We start from the raw sequence: 23,327 nt of genomic DNA, 5'->3' as shown, positions 1-23,327 counted from the left end.
ATGAATCCATTAATAAGAATTTTTAGAACTAAAATTTATACGGCCGTATTTTTGCTGGTTCTTATTCTGCTTGTTGGGGTTTTTGGCTACATGATGATTTCCGATTATACCGCAATCGATGCCCTATACATGACGGTAATTACTATAACCACTGTGGGGTTTGGGGAAGTAGTTCCGTTGGATAATAATTCCAAAATATTCACCATTTTTTTAATTTTAACCAGTATTGTAATCGTTGGTTACGCTTTATCTACCATTACGGAGTATATTTTAAGTAAAGACCATATTGAAGAATTAAAACAGAAAAAGATGCAAAAAAAAATAGATGCTTTTAACAATCATATTATTATTTGCGGCTACGGAAGAAATGGAAAGCAAGCGGCTGTAAAATTGGCAGCACACAACCGGTCTTATGTTATTGTTGAAAAAAATAAGGAAATGATAGAACGGTTGGAGCTAGATGGCGCGCCTTATGTTATTGGTAATGCCAACGAAGATGAAACCCTTGTGCAGGCTGGTGTAGATCGTGCAAGTTGTTTTATATCAGCTCTGCCTAGTGATGCCGATAATTTGTTTGTAGTGCTTTCTGCAAGACAAATTAACCCAACTATTAATATTATAAGTCGTGCATCTCAAGAATCTTCTTATACTAAACTAAAATTTGCAGGAGCAAATAATGTTATTTTACCCGATAAAATAGGTGGAGATCATATGGCGTCATTAGTTGTGGTTCCGGGGCTTATGGAATTTATTGATAATTTATCAATTGTAGGTAAATCGAACATTAATATAGAGGAAGTAGCTGTAGAAAAGCTACATAGTAATAATAAAGTTAAAACTATTCGTGATTTAGATTTACGTCGAAAAACGGGTTGTACCGTAATTGGCTATAAAGATGAAAACGGAGAATATATTGTTAACCCAGAAGCAGAATTAGAATTGGCTAAAAATTCTAAAATTATTGTTTTGGGGCGTCCAGAACAAATCGAAGCATTAAATACGGAGTATAATATAGAGCAGTAATCATACGATTTTAGCGGTATTTTTTTTAAAATACCGTTTTTTTTTAGCATCTTGCTACTTTTTTGTGTCATTCTATAAGAGAATGAGCTAGTTTTTTGAAATTTAATTAACCAACATAATATCTTATGAAGAAATATCTTCTTTCAATTTTTACATTAATAGCACCTTTTTTAACATTTGCACAAGAAACAGCCGAGTTAGGTATAGACCAGCAAATAGACCAGGCGTTTAAGCCAATTTCAGATTTTTTCTCAAGTGTTATCTTCTTTCAAGTATTTGGTACTCCTTTTGTTTTAATTCTTTTAGTAGTAAGTGCATTGTTTTTTACTATTTATTTCGGTTTTCCAAACATTAGATATTTTGGTAAGGCCATTAAAACGGTAAGAGGTAAATTTGAAGATATTGAAAAGCATGGTGCGAAAGAACTTTACGGAGAAGGAGGTATAGCTCAAGGAGTAGACATTAACACTGTTGACGATATTGAAGAACATCTTGTTAGTGTAGAAAACGATTTGGCCGTAGATGGTGATATTGTTGATACTATTAGAGACGAAAGTAGTGAAGGAGAAGTGAGTCACTTTCAAGCATTAGCTACTGCAGTATCGGGTACTGTTGGTAATGGTAATATTGCAGGTGTAGCATTAGCGATTGCACTTGGTGGTCCGGGAGCAACTTTTTGGATGATTATTTGTGGGTTACTAGGGATGTCAACAAAATTTGTTGAATGTACTTTAGGTGTACAATATAGAGATGTTGGAGAAGATGGTACGGTTTACGGAGGACCAATGTATTATTTAAAGAAAGGTTTAAAGGAACGCGGTTTTGCTAAACTTGGAAAAGTTGCGGCGGTTGTATTTGCAATCTTTTGTATTGGAGGTTCTTTTGGTGGTGGTAATGCTGCACAATCTAACCAAGCTACAATTGTAATAAAAGATTTATTAGGATTAGAAAGTACCGGAGCTGGATTCTGGATTGGAGTTATATTAGCTTTTACTGTAGGTATCATTATTATTGGTGGTATTAAACGTATTGCATCTGTTACAGAAAAAGTGGTACCATTTATGGCATTGTTATACATCATTTGTTGTTTATATATCATTTTAAGTAATTTCACACTTATTGATGATGCTGTAGGTTTAATTTTAGAAGAAGCATTTAACCCAACAGCAATTGGTGTTGGAGGGTTTATAGGTGTTTTATTAGTAGGTTTCAAGCGTGCTGCCTTTTCAAACGAAGCAGGAGCAGGGTCTGCATCTATTGCACATTCAGCGGTAAGAACAAAATATTCTGCTAGTGAAGGTTTAGTTGCCTTATTAGAGCCATTTATTGATACGGTTGTAATTTGTACTATGACAGCTTTAGTTATTATCATTTTTAACTTTGGCGGATTCTTTGAGTATGGCGATGTTACAGGACAAGGTGTTGCAATTATCAATGGCGAATCTTATGAGGGAGCAGGTATTACAGCAAAAGCCTTTGCAGAGTATATTCCTTACTCTAATGTGTTTTTAACTGTAGCAGTGGTGCTGTTTGCGGTTTCAACTATGATCTCTTGGTCGTATTACGGGTTACAATCTTGGAAGTTTTTATTCGGAAGAGGTAAAGCTGCAGATTTAACTTATAAAATATTATTTTTAACTTTCGTAATTATTGGAGCTGCTGCTAGTATGAAATCTATTTGGGATTTCTCAGATGCTATGATATTCGCGATGGTATTCCCTAATATGATTGGTCTCTACTTCTTATTCCCAGTTGTTAAAAAACAATTAAATAGATATTTAGGAGCTATAAAACTTAAAAAGGACGCGTTAGAAAACTAAAATCTAAAACTTTTATATATGAAATCCCATGTCACGTTTTCTAAAAACCAACGGCATGGGATTTTTTTATTGTCTTTACTAATTATTGTGCTGCAGTGCGTTTACTTTTTTGTTGATTTTTCTGGAGAAGACATTCAAACGAATAAGGCTGAGTTCGTAAAGTTTACTAACGAAATAGATTCGCTTAAAGCTATTGAATTAGAAGCACGTAAACCTAAAATATTTCCTTTCAATCCCAATTTTATAACAGATTATAAAGGTTCAACGTTGGGTATGAGTAATGAAGAAATTGATAGACTTCTCAATTTTAGAAAGCAAAATCGTTGGATAAACTCAAGTAAACAATTTCAAGAAGTCACGCAAGTATCAGATTCTCTATTAAATAGTATATCGCCGTATTTTAAATTTCCAGAATGGGTTACCAATCCTAAAACGGTTAAATCATCCTATAATAATTCATATAAAACCAAACCCAAAACGTTTGCGCAAAAACAAGACTTGAATAAGGCTACGGCTAAACAACTTCAAGCAGTAAATGGTATTGGAGAAGCTTTTTCAAAACGAATTATAAAATTCCGAAATAAATTTAAAGGCGGTTTTATAGATGATGTGCAATTGCAAGATGTTTATGGTTTAACACCACAAGTTATCGATAAAATCAAATTAGATTTTACGGTTAAAACCCCTCGAAATATTCAAAAAATAAATTTAAATACAGCCACTATCGATCAATTGGTAACTGTACAGCATATTGATTACGATTTAGCGCATCGCATTATTGAGTATCGTAACTTGCGAGAGGGCTTTAAATCCTTTTCAGAATTACTTAAAGTAAAAGACTTTCCGCTAAATAAAATCAAGATAATTGAATTATATTTGCAAATTGACAACACTAACTAATGAATAGCATGTACTTCACAGAAGAACACCAACTTTTTAGGAAAAGCCTCCAAGATTTTTTACAAAAAGAAATTGTTCCCCATATTGATAAGTGGGAGCAAACGGGAACAATAGACCGCTTTATTTGGAAAAAATTCGGTGATATGGGATTCTTCGGAATAAAATATCCTGAAACTTACGGAGGATTAGATTTAGATTTATTTTACACCGTAATTCTGCTCGAAGAGCTTCAAAAAGTAAATTCAGGTGGCTTTGCCGCAGCTATTTGGGCTCATGTTTATTTAGCCATGACGCATTTAAATGCAGAAGGAGATGAGGCTATAAAACAAAAATACTTAGTGCCAAGTATTGCTGGAGATAAAATAGGTTGTCTATGTATTAGCGAGCCTTTTGGGGGAAGTGATGTTGCAGGTATGCGCACTACAGCAGTTAAAAAAGGAGATAGTTACGTTATCAATGGCTCAAAAACGTTTATTACAAATGGAGTTTTAAGCGATTACCTTGTGGTGGCAGCAAAAACAAGTCCAGAATTAGGTAATAAAGGTATTAGTATATTTGTTGTAGATCGCGAAAGCAAAGGGTTATCGGCAACTAAACTCAATAAGTTAGGTTGGAGAGCATCCGACACAGGTGAAATTGCTTTTGATAATGTTGAGATTCCAGTAAACCAACTTTTAGGCGAAGAAAATAAAGGGTTTGGATACATTATGCAACATTTTGCTTTAGAGCGCTTAATTATGGGGATTAATGGTCATGCACGAGCAGAATTTGCATTAGAATATGCTTTAAAGTACATGAGCGAACGCCAAGCCTTTGGTCGTACTATCGATAAATTCCAAGCCTTACGCCATACCATTGCCGATTTATATACCGATATGGAAATGTGTAAAACATTTAACTACGCCGTAGCATATCGATTAAATAAAGGGGAATATGTAGTGAAAGAAGCTACCATGTCTAAGTTAAGGTCTACTAAAATGGCCGACGAGGTTATTTATCAATGTCTGCAATTTCTAGGAGGTTATGGCTACATGGAAGATTACCCAATGGCAAGACTCTTACGAGATAGTCGTTTAGGGCCAATTGGTGGCGGAACATCAGAGATTTTGCGAGAAATTCTAGCGAAAATTATCATCGATAAAAAAGAATACAAAGAAGCAACATAATTTATTTGGGCAAATTGCGCCTATTATAATTTGTGTTTTTCATTTATAGAACGTTAATTTCAGGTGTGGGTTTTTATTAAAATTGAATAGTGCTAAGGCGCAAACACGCTTTCCCCTATATCTTTTTTGAGCTTAAGAAGGCTTAGTTTTATAAATGCACTAAGCGAACATTTCAATTTTTTACATCTATTTATGTTCAGGGAAAGCACAAAAAAGGATGCCGCATCAATCGTTTTTGCAGGCAAACCCGCTTTCTAAGAGTTAAAAAGATAGCGTGTACGATATCCGCATAAAACAATTCAAAAAAAATATTTTAAATTTTAATTATTATTTAGAAATTATTATATATTTGCACCCTGAAAATTCTAAAAGAGAGGAGGTTAAGACACTATGTTAATAATACCAATTAAAGAAGGAGAAAATATAGATAGAGCGTTAAAGCGTTACAAACGAAAGTTTGTGAAAACAACGGTAAAAAACCAGTTAAATGCACGTAAGCAATTTAACAAACCTTCTATCGTACGTAGAGCTCAGGTTCAAAAAGCTCAATACATCCAAGGATTAAGAGACGCAGAAGAAGTGTAATTTCTGCCCTTTATAATATAAAATCCCGCAATTTGCGGGATTTTTTTTGTTTATAAAAGTTTCATTCCGTCAGTACGTTAAGTATGATGTTTCGTTATTTGTTTTAAAATTCTTACTATTTTATTCATAAGACTCTTCCTGATAATCAAAAAAACATTGTATATTTAAAAATAAATCATACCCCAAACGCATGCCTTTTCAATCATTTACCGACTATCTCCTACTCGAAAAAAACTATTCGGTATTGACGGTAAATGCGTATCAGGCAGATTTAAAGGCTTTTTTAAAATATATAGAAGAAGAGTTTGATGATGATTCTATCAAAAACGTAAATTATTCTCAAATTCGTAGTTGGATTGTGTCGCTGGTGGAAAGTGGTATATCTAACCGGAGTATAAATCGAAAAATTTCATCTTTAAACACCTATTATAAATTCCTTTTAAAAGTAGGCGACCTTAAGTTAAACCCATTAGCAAAGCATCGTGCTCTAAAAACGAGTAAAAAAATACAAGTGCCATTTTCGGAGACCGAAGTAGCAAATGTATTAAACAATCTAAATTTTGGGAACGATTTTGAAAGTCTGCGTAATAAACTCATTATAGAGTTGTTTTACTCTACAGGTATTCGTAGAATAGAGCTAGTAGAGTTAGAACTCTCCCGGTTTGACATAACTAATAAAACCCTAAAGGTTAGAGGTAAACGAAATAAAGAGCGCATAATTCCATTATTACCATCGGTTATTGATACTTGTAAAAGCTATTTAAAGGCCCGAAATGAACTAGAAGAAGTTGTGGATTTCGATAAGTTGTTTTTAACCCAAAAAGGTGTTAAAATATATGAAACGCTTGTTTACAGAGTAATTAATGAGTATTTTAGTTTAGCATCTTCGAAGGTGAAAAAGAGCCCGCATATACTCAGGCATTCTTTTGCAACACATTTATTAAATCAAGGTGCAGACTTAAATGCTGTTAAAGAGCTTCTTGGACATTCAAGTTTAGCGGCAACACAAGTTTATACACATAATAGTATATCCGAATTGAAAAAGGTGCATGTTAACGCGCATCCTAGAAGTAAAAAATAATAAAATATAAACTAAGCTGAAGTTTTTAATTTCAACTTAACTATTGTTTAACCAAAAAAACACAAGTATGAAAGTAAACACCCAATCCGTAAATTTTAACGCAGATCAAAAATTAATAGATTTTATTCAAAAACGAATGGATAAATTAGATTTGTTTTATGACAAGGTAATTAAATCGGATGTTTTTTTAAAATTAGAAAACACCAGTGATAAAGAAAATAAAGTATTTGAAGCACGAGTAAGTGTACCAGGTGATAGTTTTGTTGTAAAAAAACAGTGTAAAAGTTTTGAGGAAGGTGCAGATATGGCCGTAGCATCATTAGAACGTCAATTAAAAAAGCGAAAAGAAAAATTAAGAGCACATTTATAATATTTAGAATGTTTTTCAAAAAATGAGGTTTATTTTGTGAAAAAAGAATGAAACACGCTACTATCGTTAGGTTAGTTGTGTTTAATGAAAGAGATAAACGAGTACAAAAGATGCATTTTTTAGTGAAATTTGAAAATAGTTTAAAATTCTATGTAAAATTTATCAAAAAAATGTTTTGAATATTTAAATAAATCTATACATTTGCAGTCCGTTAGAAATAGCGGGCTTTTTTTATGCGTAAAAAAAGAAAAAAGCCGATGTAGCTCAGCTGGCTAGAGCAGCTGATTTGTAATCAGCAGGTCGTGGGTTCGAGTCCCTCCATCGGCTCTTTTAAAATTTGAGTTCTAATTGTTTAGAAATAAGAGTTTTAAATTGAAATATTGAATTTAGGGGAGATACTCAAGCGGCCAACGAGGGCAGACTGTAAATCTGCTGACTACGTCTTCGCAGGTTCGAATCCTGCTCTCCCCACAATTTTAATGATTAAGCGATTAATCTAAAAAAAGTTTATTGAAATATTGATAATACCCTTTAAAGATTTTTGTATCTATAAAAAAGAATTCTACTTTTGTCGAAATTCTAAATATAGATTTTAAATTTTTAATTAATGCGAGAGTAGCTCAGTTGGTAGAGCGTCAGCCTTCCAAGCTGAATGTCGCCGGTTCGAACCCGGTCTCTCGCTCAAAGTTTCTGCGAAATCAGGAATCTCTTCTTTTAATATATCTTTTAAAGATAGATTGGGAGAATAGGGAATAAAAACTTTACGCCGGTGTAGCTCAGGGGTAGAGCGTTTCCTTGGTAAGGAAGAGGTCACGAGTTCAATTCTCGTCATTGGCTCTAAAGAAAAAATTAGAATACACTAATATTATTATATAACAAAGATTAAAATCATTTTAAAAACATGGCAAAGGCAACTTTTGATCGTTCAAAACCACACTTAAACATTGGTACAATTGGACACGTAGATCACGGTAAAACAACTTTAACTGCTGCTATTACTAAAGTATTAGCTGATGCAGGTTATTCTGAAGCAAAATCATTTGATCAAATTGATAATGCTCCTGAAGAAAAAGAAAGAGGTATAACAATTAATACATCTCACGTAGAGTATGCAACATTAAACCGTCATTACGCTCACGTTGACTGTCCAGGTCACGCGGATTACGTAAAGAACATGGTAACTGGTGCTGCACAAATGGATGGTGCTATCTTAGTAGTTGCGGCTACAGATGGTCCAATGCCACAAACTCGTGAGCACATCTTATTAGGACGTCAGGTAGGTATTCCTCGTATCGTTGTATTCATGAACAAAGTGGATATGGTTGATGATGAAGAATTAATCGAATTAGTAGACATGGAAGTTAGAGATTTATTATCTTTCTATGAGTACGATGGAGATAATGGACCTGTAATCGCTGGTTCTGCTTTAGGTGCACTTAACGGTGAGCAAAAGTGGGTTGATACAGTATTAGAATTAATGCAAGCTTGTGATGACTGGATCGAAGAGCCATTAAGAGAAGTTGATAAAGATTTCTTAATGCCTATCGAGGATGTATTCTCTATTACTGGTCGTGGTACTGTTGCAACTGGTCGTATTGAAACTGGTATTGCAAATACTGGAGATCCTGTAGAAATTATTGGTATGGGTGCTGAGAAATTAACATCTACTATTACAGGTATCGAAATGTTCCGTCAAATATTAGATAGAGGTGAAGCTGGTGATAACGCTGGTATCTTATTAAGAGGTATTGAGAAATCTCAAATCTCTAGAGGTATGGTAATAGTTAAGCCTGGTTCTGTAACACCACACTCTAAATTCAAAGCTGAGGTTTATATCCTTAAGAAAGAAGAAGGTGGACGTCACACTCCATTCCATAATAACTACCGTCCACAGTTCTACGTACGTACAACTGACGTAACTGGAAACATTGCGCTTCCTGATGGTGTTGAAATGGTTATGCCTGGTGATAACTTAACTATTACTGTTGAGTTAATCCAAACTATTGCAATGACTGTAGGGTTACGTTTCGCTATCCGTGAAGGAGGTAGAACAGTAGGTGCTGGTCAGGTTACTGAAATTTTAGACTAATATAGTCCAAAGCATATAAAGAAGTTAAGGTATTCCTTTTTTGGAATACCTTGACTTTATTTACGGGCGTAGCTCAGTTGGTAGAGCACTGGTCTCCAAAACCAGGTGTCGGGAGTTCGAGTCTCTCCGCCCGTGCAAAATATCAGAGATTAATAAATCTCAATGAAGTGTTTACACAAAGCATCTTTTAAGGTGTTGTAAAAAAAAGTAAAAATGGCTGGATTTGTAAATTATATAAAAGAATCATTTGGAGAACTTAAAAACAATGTAAGTTGGCCAACATGGGCAGAAGCTCAAAGTTTAACAATTTTGGTTGCTGTGTTTTCAATTATATTTTCTCTTGCAATTTGGGGAGTAGATACAGTATTTAGTAATGTTATATCATTTTACTTTGATCTAATTAAATAAAAAAAAATTATGTCTGAAGTAAGTGAGAAAAAATGGTACGTAGTTCGTGCTGTAAGTGGTCAAGAAAACAAAATCAAGACATATATCGAGAATGAAATAGCTCGTTTAGGTCTTTCAGATTATGTGGATCAAGTATTAGTACCTACAGAACGCGTTATTCAAATCCGTAACGGAAAAAAAATCCATAAAGAAAAAGTATTCTTCCCAGGATATATTATGGTACAAGCAAATTTAACAGGTGAAGTTCCTCATATTATTCGTTCAGTAACAAACGTTATTGGGTTTTTAGGTGAAACAAAAGGTGGAGATCCTGTGCCATTGAGACAGTCTGAAGTAAACAGAATGTTAGGTAAGGTTGATGAGTTGGCTGTTGAAGAAAGTTCTATTGTGGCAATACCATATACAAAAGGAGAAACTGTTAAAGTAATTGACGGTCCTTTTAATGGTTTTGATGGAACTATCGAAAACATAAATGAAGAAAAGCGTAAGCTTGAAGTAATGGTGAAAATCTTCGGAAGAAAAACACCATTAGAGTTAAGCTATATGCAAGTTGAAAAAGTATAATAGTGTTACATTAAGATAGATTAAACGTCTCGCTTCCAAAAGAGAGGTTTTTTCGAATTAAATTATTAAAAATGGCAAAAGAATTAAGTAAAGTAGTTAAGTTACAAGTTCGGGGAGGTGCTGCGAATCCGTCGCCACCGGTTGGACCCGCTTTAGGAGCCGCTGGTGTTAACATCATGGAGTTCTGTAAGCAATTCAATGCTAGAACCCAAGATAAAGCTGGTAAAGTATTACCAGTTGTTATATCTGTTTACAAAGACAAATCATTTGACTTTGTAATTAAAACTCCTCCAGCAGCAGTCCAGTTAATGGAAGCAGCTAAGTTGAAGAAGGGTTCTGGAGAGCCAAACCGTAAAAAAGTAGCTAAAGTATCTTGGGATCAGGTTAAAACTATCGCTGAAGATAAAATGGTAGATTTAAATGCATTTACTATCGAGTCTGCAATGAAAATGATAGCTGGAACTGCAAGATCAATGGGAATAACTGTAACAGGGCAATTCCCTAATTAATCTATTAAAGACATTAGAAAATGGCAAGATTAACAAAAAAGCAAAAAGAGGCTTTAGCAAAAATTGAAAAAGGGAGAATTTATTCTCTAAATGAAGCATCTGAATTAGTAAAAGAAATTTCTAATACAAAGTTTGATGCATCAGTTGATATAGCAGTACGTTTAGGAGTTGATCCACGTAAAGCTAACCAGATGGTGAGAGGTGTTGTTTCACTTCCTCATGGTACTGGTAAAGATGTAAAAGTATTGGCATTAGTAACACCAGATAAAGAAGCAGAAGCAAAAGAAGCTGGAGCTGATTACGTTGGTTTAGACGAGTATCTTGATAAAATCAAGAGCGGTTGGACAGATGTTGATGTAATTATCACTATGCCAAGTGTTATGGGTAAATTAGGTCCTTTAGGACGTGTATTAGGTCCACGTGGTTTAATGCCTAACCCAAAAACGGGTACAGTAACTATGGATGTAGCAAAAGCTGTAACAGAAGTAAAAGCTGGTAAAATTGACTTTAAAGTTGATAAAACTGGTATTGTACACGCTGCTATTGGTAAAGCATCTTTTAGTGCTGATAAAATTGCAGGTAATGCAAATGAATTATTAACAACTTTAATGAAACTAAAACCAACAGCTTCAAAAGGAGTTTATGTAAAAAGCATATTTATGTCTTCTACAATGAGCCCAAGTATCGCTGTTGATCCTAAAATTGGTTAATTAAGTTAAAACTTTTATTATGACAAGAGAAGAAAAATCACAAGTAATTGAGGAGTTAACTGCAGAATTAGCTAATAATGCAAATATCTATTTAGCTGATATTTCAGGATTGAATGCAGATACTACTTCAAATTTACGTCGTGCTTGTTTTAAAGCAAACGTAAAATTAGCAGTTGTAAAAAATACATTACTTGAAAAAGCAATGGAAGCATCGGAAAGAGATTTCGGAAACCTTCCGTCTGTATTAAAAGGAAATACATCTGTGATGTATTCTGAAACAGGTAATGTACCAGCGAAGCTTATTAAAACCTTCCGTAAAAAATCTGAAAAACCTTTATTAAAAGGAGCATTTATTGAGGAAGCTGTTTATATCGGCGACGATCAATTAGACATGTTAGTTGATATCAAGTCTAAAGAAGAGTTATTAGGAGAGATTGTAGGATTATTACAATCGCCTGCTAAAAACGTTATTTCAGCACTTAAATCAGGTGGTGGAACTATAGCTGGACTTATAAAAACGCTTTCTGAGAGATCAGAATAGTATTAAATAGTACGCACTTTATTACATTATATTATTATTAAAATTTATTAAAACGATAGAAAAATGGCAGATTTAAAAGATTTCGCAGAACAATTAGTTAACCTTACTGTAAAAGAAGTAAACGAGTTAGCAACTATATTAAAAGATGAGTATGGTATCGAGCCTGCTGCTGCTGTTGCTGGTCCTGCTGCTGGTGGAGAAGCTGAAGAAGCTCAAACTGAATTTGATGTTATTTTAAAAGCTGCAGGTGGCTCTAAGTTAGCTGTTGTAAAATTAGTTAAAGAATTAACTGGTTTAGGTTTAAAAGAAGCTAAAGGTTTAGTTGATGATGCACCAAGCGCTATCAAAGAAGCTGTATCTAAAGACGAAGCTGAGGCTTTAAAAGCATCTTTAGAAGAAGCTGGAGCTGAGGTTGAGTTAAAGTAAGCTTAACATCTCAAGAACATAACGGTTTAGGTCTGGAGCACGCGCTACCAGACCTAGACCATTTTGTGTATAATAGTATTTATACCAAAAGTATTCCCAAAACAACTCAATTTATTTGACTTGTTTTTTGCAGTTTAACTAGTGTTTAAGAGCACTATCACTATTTTTTTAATCATAATTCCGTCCATTGATGTTGTCAACACAAGCTGAAAGATTAAATTTCTCGTCTATTGTAAATAAGACAGATTACCCAGACTTTTTGGATATTCAGATAAAATCTTTTCAAGATTTTTTCCAATTAGAGACAAAATCTGAAGAAAGAGGTGATGAAGGTTTATATAATACCTTCATGGAAAATTTTCCAATTACCGATTCTCGTAATCAATTCGTTTTAGAATTTTTAGATTACTTCGTAGATCCACCAAGATACGCCATTGAAGAGTGTATTGAACGTGGTTTAACATATAGCGTACCGCTTAAGGCTAGGTTAAAGTTATATTGTACCGATCCTGAACACGAAGATTTTGAAACTATTGTTCAAGATGTTTATTTAGGAACTATTCCTTACATGACACCTTCAGGTACATTTTGTATTAACGGTGCCGAGCGTGTAGTTGTATCTCAGTTACACCGTTCACCTGGTGTATTCTTTGGTCAATCTTTTCATGCTAATGGAACAAAGTTATATTCAGCAAGGGTTATACCATTCAAAGGATCTTGGATAGAGTTTGCTACCGACATCAATCAAGTGATGTACGCATACATTGATAGAAAGAAAAAATTACCTGTTACAACGCTTTTCCGTGCTATCGGTTTTGAGCGTGATAAAGATATTTTAGAGATTTTCGATTTAGCTGAAGAGGTTAAAGTATCGAAATCTGGATTAAAGAAGTACTTAGGAAGAAAATTAGCAGCTCGTGTATTAAATACATGGCATGAGGATTTTGTTGATGAAGATACTGGTGAAGTAGTATCAATTGAGCGTAACGAGATTGTGCTTGATCGTGATACTATTTTAGATAAAGACAACATAGAAGAAATTCTTGAAGTTGATGTTAAAACTGTTCTTTTACATAAAGAAAGTAACGAGCAAGGCGATTATGCTATTATTCATAACACACTTCAAAAAGATCCAACAAATTCTGAAAAAGAGGCTGTTGAACATATATATAGACAATTACGTAATGCTGAGCCGCCAGATGAGGAAACGGCTCGTGGAATAATTGATAAATTATTCTTCTCAGACCAACGTTACTCTTTAGGAGAAGTTGGGCGTTATAGAATGAACAAAAAATTACAGTTGGATATTGGTATGGATAAGCAAGTGCTTACCAAAGAAGATATCATAACTATTATAAAATACTTAATCGAGCTTATTAACTCTAAAGCAGAGATTGATGATATTGATCACTTATCTAACCGTCGTGTACGTACAGTTGGTGAGCAGTTATCTTCTCAGTTTGGTGTTGGTTTAGCACGTATGGCTCGTACTATTCGTGAACGTATGAACGTTCGAGATAATGAGGTGTTTACTCCAATAGATTTAATTAATGCTAAGACGTTATCGTCTGTTATTAATTCTTTCTTTGGTACAAACCAGTTATCTCAGTTTATGGATCAAACCAATCCATTAGCAGAGATTACTCATAAGCGTCGTTTATCGGCTCTTGGACCAGGTGGTCTTTCGAGAGAGAGAGCAGGGTTTGAGGTTCGTGATGTTCACTACACGCACTACGGCCGTTTATGTCCAATTGAAACTCCTGAGGGACCAAATATTGGTCTTATATCTTCACTTTCAGTATTTGCTAAAGTGAATTCAATGGGATTCATTGAAACACCATATAGAAAAGTAACTGATGGTGTTGTTGATATTCAAAATGAACCAACTTATTTAAGTGCGGAAGAAGAAGAAGAAAAATTAATCGCACAAGCAACTGTTAAGGTTGATGAAGACGGTAAGATTTTACATGATAAGGTAATTGCACGTATGGAAGGTGACTTCCCTGTTATCGAGCCTACTAGGTTAGATTATACAGATGTTGCACCAAACCAAATTTCGTCTATCTCGGCTTCTTTAATTCCTTTCTTAGAGCATGATGATGCGAATAGAGCTCTGATGGGGTCTAACATGATGCGTCAAGCAGTGCCTTTATTAAGAGTAGATGCACCAATTGTAGGTACAGGTTTAGAGCGTCAAGTAGCTTCAGATTCACGTGTTTTAATTAATGCAGAAGGAAGAGGTGAAGTTCTTTATGTTGATGCTAATGAAATTCAAATTAGATACGATCGTACTGAAGATGAAGCTAAGGTAAGTTTTGATAGCGATATCAAAACTTATAAATTAGTGAAATTCCGTAAAACAAACCAAGGTACTTCTATCAACTTAAAGCCAATTGTGGTTAAAGGTGATATAGTTGCCAAAGGGCAAGTTTTATGTGAAGGTTATGCAACCCAAAAAGGTGAATTAGCTCTTGGTAGAAATATGAAAGTAGCATTTATGCCTTGGAAAGGGTATAACTTTGAGGATGCCATTGTAATTTCAGAAAAAGTTGTTCGCGAAGATATATTTACATCTATTCATATTGATGAGTATTCTTTAGATGTTAGAGATACAAAATTAGGTAACGAAGAGTTAACTAATGATATTCCTAACGTTTCTGAAGAAGCTACTAAAGATTTAGATGAAAACGGAATGATTCGTATTGGAGCAGAGGTTAAACCTGGCGATATCTTAATTGGTAAAATTACGCCAAAAGGAGAATCTGATCCAACTCCGGAAGAAAAATTATTACGAGCTATATTTGGTGATAAAGCCGGTGATGTTAAAGATGCGTCGTTAAAAGCGTCTCCTTCATTACATGGTGTTGTTATCGAGAAGAAATTATTCGCAAGAGCGGTAAAAGATAAGCGTAAAAGAGCTCAAGATAAAGATGATATCTTAGCTTTAGAAGCGCAATATGATAGAAAGTTTGAAGATTTAAAAGATGTTTTAATCGAAAAGCTTTTCAATATTGTAAACGGAAAAACTGCTCAAGGTATTTTTAACGATTTAGGTGAAGAAGTATTACCAAAAGGTAAAAAATTCACACTTAAAATGTTAAATGCTGTTGATGATTATGCGCATTTAGTGTCTGGAAAATGGACAACTGATGAGCACACAAATACATTAGTTGCCGATTTAATTCACAACTATAAAATAAAAGAGAACGATTTACAAGGATCTTTACGTCGTGAGAAGTTTACCATTTCTGTAGGTGATGAGTTACCAGCAGGAATTATCAAACTAGCTAAAGTTTACATCGCTAAAAAGCGTAAACTAAAAGTAGGAGATAAAATGGCAGGACGTCACGGTAACAAAGGTATTGTTGCTCGTATCGTTCGTCAAGAAGATATGCCATTCTTAGAAGATGGAACTCCAGTTGATATTGTTTTAAATCCACTTGGTGTACCGTCTCGTATGAATATTGGTCAAATTTATGAAACAGTTCTTGGATGGGCTGGTCAGAAATTAAATCGTACTTATGCAACGCCAATCTTTGATGGTGCAACTATAGAGCAAATTAACGGGTTTACAGATGAAGCTGGAATTCCAAGATACGGACATACTTATTTATATGACGGTGGAACAGGTAAGCGTTTCGATCAACCAGCAACTGTTGGTGTGATTTACATGCTTAAACTAGGACACATGGTTGATGATAAGATGCACGCACGTTCTATCGGACCTTACTCATTAATTACACAACAACCATTAGGTGGTAAAGCACAATTTGGTGGTCAACGTTTTGGTGAGATGGAAGTTTGGGCACTTGAGGCTTATGGAGCATCAAGCACCTTACGTGAAATTTTAACTGTAAAATCTGATGATGTTATTGGTAGAGCCAAAACTTACGAAGCTATCGTGAAAGGTGAACCAATGCCAGATCCAGGATTACCAGAATCATTCAATGTATTAATGCATGAATTGAAAGGTTTAGGATTGGATATCAGATTAGAAGAGTAAAAAAATAGTTGATAGTTAACAGTCAACATTAAATAGACTATTTTTTAGACTAAAGAATGTTGACTGAGAACTCAAACTGAAGACTTAAAAAACATGGCAAGAAAACAAGATAAGAATACAGTAAAGAGGTTTAATAAAATCTCAATTGGTTTAGCATCACCGGAATCTATTTTAGCAGAATCAAGAGGTGAGGTTTTAAAACCAGAAACTATCAATTATCGTACGCACAAACCAGAAAGAGATGGTTTGTTCTGTGAGCGTATCTTCGGTCCTGTAAAGGATTACGAGTGTGCTTGTGGTAAATATAAAAGAATACGTTACAAAGGGATCGTTTGTGACCGTTGTGGTGTAGAAGTAACAGAAAAGAAAGTACGTAGAGATAGAGTAGGGCACATTAACTTAGTGGTTCCTGTAGCTCATATCTGGTATTTCCGTTCTTTACCAAACAAAATTGGATATTTATTAGGGTTACCATCTAAGAAATTAGATATGATTATTTACTACGAACGTTATGTAGTAATTCAACCAGGTAATGCTAAAAATGAAGAAGGAGAACCATTACAAAAAATGGATTTCCTTACGGAAGAAGAATACTTAAATGTTCTTGAATCACTTCCACAAGATAATCAGTATTTAGATGACGAAGACCCTAACAAGTTTTTAGCTAAAATGGGTGCTGAGTGTTTAATCGATTTATTAGCTCGTATTGATTTACAAGCTTTATCATACGAATTACGTCATAAAGCAAATACTGAAACGTCTAAACAACGTAAAACGGAAGCTTTAAAACGTTTACAAGTTGTTGGAGCCCTAAGAGACTCTAATAAAAATAGAGAAAATCGTCCAGAATGGATGATTATGAAGGTTGTGCCAATCATCCCGCCAGAATTACGTCCTTTAGTGCCGTTAGATGGTGGTCGTTTTGCAACTTCAGATTTAAATGATTTATACCGTCGTGTAATTATCCGTAACAACCGTCTTAAAAGATTGGTTGAGATAAAAGCACCAGAAGTAATTTTACGTAATGAAAAACGTATGCTACAGGAATCTGTAGATTCGTTATTTGATAATACACGTAAATCATCTGCTGTAAAAACGGATTCTAATAGACCATTAAAATCATTATCCGATTCATTAAAAGGTAAGCAAGGGCGTTTTCGTCAAAACTTACTTGGTAAGCGTGTTGATTATTCTGCACGTTCGGTAATTGTTGTTGGACCAGAATTAAAATTACATGAATGTGGATTGCCAAAGAACATGGCAGCAGAGCTTTACAAACCTTTCGTAATTAGAAAACTAATTGAAAGAGGTATTGTAAAAACTGTAAAATCTGCAAAGAAAATTATAGATAAAAGAGAACCAGTGGTTTGGGATATTCTGGAAAATGTTCTTAAAGGACATCCAGTATTATTAAACCGTGCGCCTACGTTACACCGTTTGGGTATACAAGCGTTTCAACCTACGTTAATCGAAGGTAAAGCGATTCAATTACACCCGTTAGTATGTACGGCATTTAACGCCGATTTTGATGGTGATCAAATGGCGGTGCATTTACCACTTGGACCAGAAGCTATTTTGGAATGTCAGTTATTAATGTTGGCATCTCACAATATTTTAAATCCAGCAAACGGTTCACCAGTAACAGTACCTTCTCAGGATATGGTACTTGGTCTGTACTACATGACCAAGTTGCGCACGTCTACACCAGAAGTGAAAATTAAAGGTGAAGGTTTAACTTTTTATTCTCCAGAAGAAGTAGAAATTGCTTTTAATGAAGAAAAAGTAGACTTAAATGCAGGTATTAAAGTTAGAACTATCGACATTAATGAAGATGGTAAACTAGATAAAATGATTATTGAGACTACTGTTGGTCGTGTATTATTTAACCAACACGTACCGCAGTCTGCAGGATATATAAACCAAGTATTAACTAAGAAATCTTTAAGAGATATTATTGGTGATATTTTGAAAGCAACTTCTGTTCCTGAAACAGCTGATTTCTTAGATGCGATTAGAACGTTAGGATTTAAGTTTGCATTCCAAGGTGGTTTATCATTTAGTTTAGGTGATATTATTATTCCGCCAGAAAAACAAGGAATGATAGATAAAGCTAACGGTTTAGTTGAGGGTATTACTGGTAACTATAATATGGGACTTATTACCAACAATGAGCGTTACAACCAAGTGATTGATATTTGGACTTCAACAAATGCTGAATTGACAGAATTGTCAATGAAACGTATTAGAGAAGATCAACAAGGATTTAACTCGGTGTTTATGATGCTAGACTCTGGAGCAAGGGGATCTAAAGAACAGATTCGTCAGCTTACAGGTATGCGTGGATTAATGGCGAAACCTAAAAAATCTACCGCAGGTGGAGGATCTATTATTGAAAACCCGATTCTTTCCAACTTTAAAGAAGGACTTTCAATTTTAGAATACTTTATCTCAACGCACGGTGCTCGTAAGGGTCTTGCGGATACGGCTCTTAAAACTGCCGATGCAGGTTACTTAACACGTCGTTTAGTAGATGTTTCTCAAGATGTTATTATTAACACTGAAGATTGTGGAACATTAAGAGGTGTAGAAGTTGAACCTTTGAAGAAAAATGATGAAGTTGTTGAAACTTTAGAAGAAAGAATCGTTGGTCGTGTATCTTTAAATGATGTTTATGACCCATTAACGGATGAGTTGTTAGTTTCAGCTGGTCAGTTAATTGAAGATGATATCGCTAAAACCATTCAGGCATCTCCAATTGAGAGCGTAGAAGTACGTTCTGCATTAAGTTGTGAGGCTTTAAAAGGTATTTGTGCTAAATGTTACGGACGTAACTTGGCTACAGGTAAAATGGTACAACGTGGTGAAGCCGTAGGTGTAGTTGCTGCACAATCTATTGGTGAACCAGGTACGCAGTTAACATTACGTACATTCCACGTGGGTGGTATTGCAGGTAACATTTCAGAAGAAAACAAATTAATTGTTAAGTTCGATGGTGTTGCAGAAATTGAAGATTTAAAAACAGTTAAAGGTCAAGATAACGAAGGAAACGAGATTGATGTTGTTATCTCGCGTACATCTGAACTTAAACTTATTGATAAGAAAACTGGTATTGTATTAAGTACAAATAACATTCCTTACGGTTCTACCATCATTGTTAAAAATGGTCAGAAACTGTCTAAAGGTGATGAAGTTTGTTCTTGGGATCCATATAACGGTGTTATTGTTTCAGAATTTGCTGGTAAAGTAAGGTATGAAAACATCGAACAAGGAGTTACTTATCAAGTAGAAATAGATGAGCAAACAGGTTTCCAGGAGAAAGTAATTTCTGAGTCTAGAAACAAAAAGCTTATTCCAACACTTCATATTGAAGATACAAACGGTGAAACCATGCGTTCTTACAACTTACCAGTTGGCGCTCACTTAATGATTGACGATGGTGAAAAAGTTATAGTTGGTAAAATTTTAGTTAAAATACCTCGTAAATCTGCTAAAGCAGGTGATATTACGGGTGGTTTACCTCGTGTAACCGAGTTATTCGAAGCGCGTAATCCATCTAACCCAGCAGTTGTTAGTGCTATTGATGGTGTTGTTTCTTTCGGGAAAATTAAGCGTGGTAACCGTGAGATTATTATCGAATCTAAAACTGGAGATATTAAGAAATACTTGGTTAAATTATCAAGTCAGATTCTTGTTCAAGAAAATGATTTCGTAAAAGCTGGTATGCCTTTATCGGATGGTTCCATCACTCCAAATGATATTTTAAATATTAAAGGCCCATCTGCAGTTCAACAATACTTAGTTAACGAAGTACAAGAGGTATATCGTTTACAAGGTGTGAAGATTAACGATAAGCACTTTGAGGTTGTTGTTCGTCAAATGATGCGTAAAGTTAGAATTATCGATTCTGGTGATACTATATTCTTAGAAGATCAATTAGCTCATAAAGCAGATTTCATATTAGAAAATGATGATATTTTCGGAATGAAAGTTGTTGAAGATGCTGGAGATTCTGTAAACTTAAAACCTGGGCAAATTGTGACGCCTCGTGAGTTAAGAGATGAAAACTCTATTTTACGTAGAGAAGATAAAGCATTAGTTTCTGCAAGAGATGCACAGCCAGCAACGGCTACACCAATACTGCAAGGTATTACTAGAGCATCGCTTCAAACTAAATCGTTTATCTCTGCGGCTTCTTTCCAAGAAACAACTAAAGTACTTAACGAAGCAGCAGTAGCTGGTAAGGTAGATGCGTTAGAAGGCTTGAAAGAGAATGTAATTGTTGGTCATAGAATTCCAGCAGGTACAGGTATGAGAAGTTACAGTGATATTATTGTTGGTTCTAAAGAAGAATTTGATGAAATGATGCAAGTAAAACAAGAGTTAAATTATAACTAATATTTGTTATTCCCGCGAAGGCGGGAATCTATAAAAATAAAAGCCTTCACGCATTAAATTGTTTGAAGGCTTTTTTATTAACTATTATTAATAAAGCTTTCTTTAAATAGGAAGTAAAAAAACACAATTTTCAATGGCAAACGAAAAAGAAGCTCCTAAACAAGGACAAATAAATATAGAGTTAGACGAAAAAGTTGCCGAGGGAACATATTCTAATCTCGCAATTATAAATCATTCGGTTTCCGAATTTGTAGTCGATTTTGTAAACATCATGCCGGGTGTTCCAAAAAGTAAAGTGAAATCTCGTATTATTTTGACACCGCAGCATGCCAAACGTTTATTGAAAGCTTTAGGCGAGAATGTAACTCGTTTTGAGAGCGCGCATGGAGAAATTAAAGACTATGAGCAGCCTCCAATACCATTAAATTTTGGTCCAACAGGGCAGGCGTAGTATTAAATATTCAGTATTAAAAAAAGCAACTTATTTTAAGTTGCTTTTTTTGTTTCATAATTTTGTTCCATTGAGGTCTTATTTTTAGTCGGTCAACTGGATAAAACGCATTGTCTTAAGATTTTTTTAAGAAAATGTACTTTTTTATGTTATTTCTTGTAGGTTTTTATTTATTTTTAAGGTAGGCTAAAACGTTTTTTTTTGTAATACTGTAGCTTTTAGACGATTGGTTTAATGGTCGAATCAAAACCGTTTGTCGATACTTTTATGTTATTCGTCGCTCTATTTTTACTTTTGATAGAATGCCATAAAAGTAACATATTAGCAATATTTAAATTTGTAATACTATTGATTAAAATAACTACGCAACTTATGAAATCATGCATTCCTACTTCGCAGAAAGTTAAAACATTTTATTGTTTTGTATTTCTGCTTTTTGCTTTCACTCAATTTACCTCCGCCCAATGCATTGCTGTAAATGATTGCGACGGTGATGGTATATTAAACGTTGATGATCTCGATGATGATAATGACGGAATTCTGGATTCGGATGAAGGCCTTTGCTCCCCTAATCCATCTGGTAATTGGGCTGGTACAACTGTTAATGTGTCACATACATATAGTGATGGAGTTGTAGTACGATTGGTAAGCAACACTACGGCTAATTTTGTCTCTTTGGGTAATTTTAATGCTGCTGGTGCTGGTTTTTGGTCGGAAAATTTAGCAGGAAATCCTTCAGTTGTGGGGAATTTTGTGTTTGGAGATATGATAACCGTGATTTTTGAAGATGGAGCAGGAAATCAAACTCAGGTAACAGATCCAATTATTCACTTCGATAACATTGGTGAGTCTTCTAACAATGTACAAAATTCAGCAGAAGTTACATTAGGAAATGGCTTAACTTGGTCTAGGTTAGGAGGAACAGATGATTTTTTAGCAACTTCCACCACTGTTAGAGATGCTGGTGCAGGTTCAACACCAGGAATATTTGGAAATGGTTATAGCACTGAATCTACTCAGAATGATATAGACGGATCAGCAGCAGGGAGTTTACAAATTAATGGTACAGTCAGTGCTTTTACATTAACATTTCCAATGGCTGAGCCTACTGCAGGTGCAAGAGATTTTATTGAGATAAGTGTTTCAACATGTAAACATATAGATTATGATAATGATGGTTCCCCAAACTTTTTAGATTTAGATAGTGATAATGATGGTTGCCCTGATGCAATTGAGGGTAGTGCTAATTATGATTTTAATAGCATAGACGAGAATTTTGCACTTACAGCGGCCATAAATGGTACGGGTATTCCTGGGGGAACGTCTCAAACCGTTGGAACTTCACAAGATGAAACGCAACAATCAGAGGAGTGCAGTGAATGTTACCCTTCTCATCCTTCCTATGTAGATAGTGATGGTGATACCATTGCAGATTTTTGCGATTTAGATGATGATAATGATGGTATTTTAGATGCAGATGAAATGCAGGTTCAAGCATGTGGTTCTTACCCTACGCTATCTTTTAGTTCTGCAACTTTGGAATCTGGTACGGCTTTAAGTTCTGGTGCTATATATAGGTTTCCTAATGTAACTACAAATATTGATGCATTGGTTACTATTGTTTCATCAACACCAAACCCGGGCATAACTGATATAGATGACGATGCGTCTAATATAGCTAGCTTTCAACCTGTTTTAGGAGCTAATAACTCTTCTGTTGAATTTGATTTTCAATTTGTATCCACAGGTACCTCTAATGCTACACAAATACCGCAATTCTTTATTACGGCTATTGATGTTGATGGGGATAGTGGGGTAGCTAGGGAGTATGTAGAATTAGATATTACTAAATCTTCTGAATATACTCTGGAAACTCCTAGTGATCTTACTGTTTATCCTAGCTCCATTGGAACGATGTTTAAAGCGCCTTTACAAACAGCTCCTGGAATAGATATTACCGCTACGAATGTAATGTTTACAGCGAGGTATTCTCAATCGAGTGAATTTAAATTAAAAATAGGGGCAAACCCTACTTCTGGTGTAAATCGTCTTTTTTCAATGAATTTTGATCCATGTACTTACAGTAATTACACGGCTCCAAGTAATCTAGATTTATTACTTCAGGTTTTAGATGCGGATAGTGATGGTACTCCGGATCATTTAGATTTAGATTCTGATGGAGATGGTTGTCCAGATAGTTTAGAAGGTGATGCAGGTTTAGTATATGCTAATTTAAATAGCGATGGTAGTATAAACGCTTCTGTAAATGATAACGGAATACCTATT

17 protein-coding genes, 5 tRNA genes and 1 pseudogene are annotated in these 23,327 nt (G+C 34.8%); all 23 read left to right on the top strand.

What is annotated here, in order from left to right; all coding sequences use genetic code 11:
- Positions 1–1,023 (top strand): potassium channel family protein, encoded by a 1,023-nt coding sequence (locus ACJJV4_RS07765; RefSeq protein WP_405293107.1) that lies wholly within the window; start codon positions 1–3, stop codon positions 1,021–1,023.
- 125 nt (positions 1,024–1,148) lie between these two features.
- Positions 1,149–2,843, top strand: a complete 1,695-nt coding sequence (locus tag ACJJV4_RS07760; protein ID WP_405293104.1) for an alanine/glycine:cation symporter family protein — start codon at positions 1,149–1,151, stop codon at positions 2,841–2,843.
- Between the two features lie 18 nt (positions 2,844–2,861).
- Positions 2,862–3,743 carry a ComEA family DNA-binding protein gene (locus tag ACJJV4_RS07755; protein WP_405293102.1) on the top strand — a complete coding sequence of 294 codons (882 nt, stop codon included), beginning with the start codon at positions 2,862–2,864 and terminating at the stop codon, positions 3,741–3,743.
- Positions 3,743–4,909 carry an acyl-CoA dehydrogenase family protein gene (locus ACJJV4_RS07750; RefSeq protein ID WP_405293100.1) on the top strand — a complete coding sequence of 389 codons (1,167 nt, stop codon included), beginning with the start codon at positions 3,743–3,745 and terminating at the stop codon, positions 4,907–4,909. The genes ACJJV4_RS07755 and ACJJV4_RS07750 overlap by 1 nt, the downstream gene beginning before the upstream one ends.
- Before the next feature lie 390 nt (positions 4,910–5,299).
- The gene (gene rpsU / locus ACJJV4_RS07745; RefSeq protein ID WP_405293098.1) at positions 5,300–5,494 is read left to right on the top strand and encodes a 30S ribosomal protein S21; all 195 of its coding nucleotides are present in this window, start codon (positions 5,300–5,302) and stop codon (positions 5,492–5,494) included.
- A 190-nt stretch (positions 5,495–5,684) separates the two neighbouring features.
- On the top strand, positions 5,685–6,575 hold the full coding sequence (locus ACJJV4_RS07740; RefSeq protein ID WP_405293096.1) for a tyrosine-type recombinase/integrase: 891 nt from the start codon (positions 5,685–5,687) through the stop codon (positions 6,573–6,575).
- A 67-nt stretch (positions 6,576–6,642) separates the two neighbouring features.
- The gene (gene hpf / locus ACJJV4_RS07735; RefSeq protein ID WP_405293094.1) at positions 6,643–6,945 is read left to right on the top strand and encodes a ribosome hibernation-promoting factor, HPF/YfiA family; all 303 of its coding nucleotides are present in this window, start codon (positions 6,643–6,645) and stop codon (positions 6,943–6,945) included.
- Positions 6,946–7,198: 253 nt separating this feature from the next.
- Positions 7,199–7,272, top strand: a tRNA-Thr gene (locus tag ACJJV4_RS07730).
- Between the two features lie 62 nt (positions 7,273–7,334).
- Positions 7,335–7,416, top strand: a tRNA-Tyr gene (locus ACJJV4_RS07725).
- 138 nt (positions 7,417–7,554) lie between these two features.
- A tRNA-Gly gene (locus ACJJV4_RS07720) sits at positions 7,555–7,627 on the top strand.
- Positions 7,628–7,710: 83 nt separating this feature from the next.
- A tRNA-Thr gene (locus ACJJV4_RS07715) sits at positions 7,711–7,782 on the top strand.
- Positions 7,783–7,846: 64 nt separating this feature from the next.
- Complete coding sequence (gene tuf / locus ACJJV4_RS07710) at positions 7,847–9,034, top strand: elongation factor Tu (protein ID WP_405293092.1); 1,188 nt, start codon at positions 7,847–7,849, stop codon at positions 9,032–9,034.
- Between the two features lie 62 nt (positions 9,035–9,096).
- A tRNA-Trp gene (locus ACJJV4_RS07705) sits at positions 9,097–9,169 on the top strand.
- Between the two features lie 78 nt (positions 9,170–9,247).
- Positions 9,248–9,442, top strand: coding sequence for a preprotein translocase subunit SecE (gene secE, locus ACJJV4_RS07700; RefSeq protein WP_042499298.1), 195 nt, complete (start codon positions 9,248–9,250; stop codon positions 9,440–9,442).
- Between the two features lie 9 nt (positions 9,443–9,451).
- The gene (gene nusG / locus ACJJV4_RS07695; RefSeq protein ID WP_405293090.1) at positions 9,452–10,006 is read left to right on the top strand and encodes a transcription termination/antitermination protein NusG; all 555 of its coding nucleotides are present in this window, start codon (positions 9,452–9,454) and stop codon (positions 10,004–10,006) included.
- A 71-nt stretch (positions 10,007–10,077) separates the two neighbouring features.
- Positions 10,078–10,515: a 50S ribosomal protein L11 gene (gene rplK / locus ACJJV4_RS07690; protein ID WP_042505915.1), complete on the top strand. Its 438-nt coding sequence runs from the start codon at positions 10,078–10,080 to the stop codon at positions 10,513–10,515.
- A 20-nt stretch (positions 10,516–10,535) separates the two neighbouring features.
- Positions 10,536–11,225, top strand: a complete 690-nt coding sequence (gene rplA / locus ACJJV4_RS07685; RefSeq protein ID WP_405293087.1) for a 50S ribosomal protein L1 — start codon at positions 10,536–10,538, stop codon at positions 11,223–11,225.
- 19 nt (positions 11,226–11,244) lie between these two features.
- Complete coding sequence (gene rplJ, locus ACJJV4_RS07680; RefSeq protein ID WP_405293085.1) at positions 11,245–11,766, top strand: 50S ribosomal protein L10; 522 nt, start codon at positions 11,245–11,247, stop codon at positions 11,764–11,766.
- 63 nt (positions 11,767–11,829) lie between these two features.
- Positions 11,830–12,192, top strand: coding sequence for a 50S ribosomal protein L7/L12 (gene rplL / locus ACJJV4_RS07675; RefSeq protein WP_405293083.1), 363 nt, complete (start codon positions 11,830–11,832; stop codon positions 12,190–12,192).
- A 190-nt stretch (positions 12,193–12,382) separates the two neighbouring features.
- Positions 12,383–16,195: a DNA-directed RNA polymerase subunit beta gene (gene rpoB, locus ACJJV4_RS07670; protein ID WP_405293081.1), complete on the top strand. Its 3,813-nt coding sequence runs from the start codon at positions 12,383–12,385 to the stop codon at positions 16,193–16,195.
- A gap of 93 nt (positions 16,196–16,288) precedes the next feature.
- Positions 16,289–20,590 (top strand): DNA-directed RNA polymerase subunit beta', encoded by a 4,302-nt coding sequence (gene rpoC, locus ACJJV4_RS07665; protein WP_405293079.1) that lies wholly within the window; start codon positions 16,289–16,291, stop codon positions 20,588–20,590.
- Positions 20,591–20,723: 133 nt separating this feature from the next.
- Positions 20,724–21,041, top strand: coding sequence for a DUF3467 domain-containing protein (locus tag ACJJV4_RS07660; protein ID WP_405293077.1), 318 nt, complete (start codon positions 20,724–20,726; stop codon positions 21,039–21,041).
- 372 nt (positions 21,042–21,413) lie between these two features.
- Positions 21,414–23,327, top strand: a pseudogene (locus ACJJV4_RS07655) (hypothetical protein); the annotation flags it as partial.

The sequence above is a fragment of the Algibacter sp. Ld11 genome, from assembly GCF_045066735.1.
Lineage (GTDB): Bacteria > Bacteroidota > Bacteroidia > Flavobacteriales > Flavobacteriaceae > Algibacter.
Note: the sequence above shows the minus strand (reverse complement) of the source record. Positions and strands in the feature narration are given on the sequence as shown.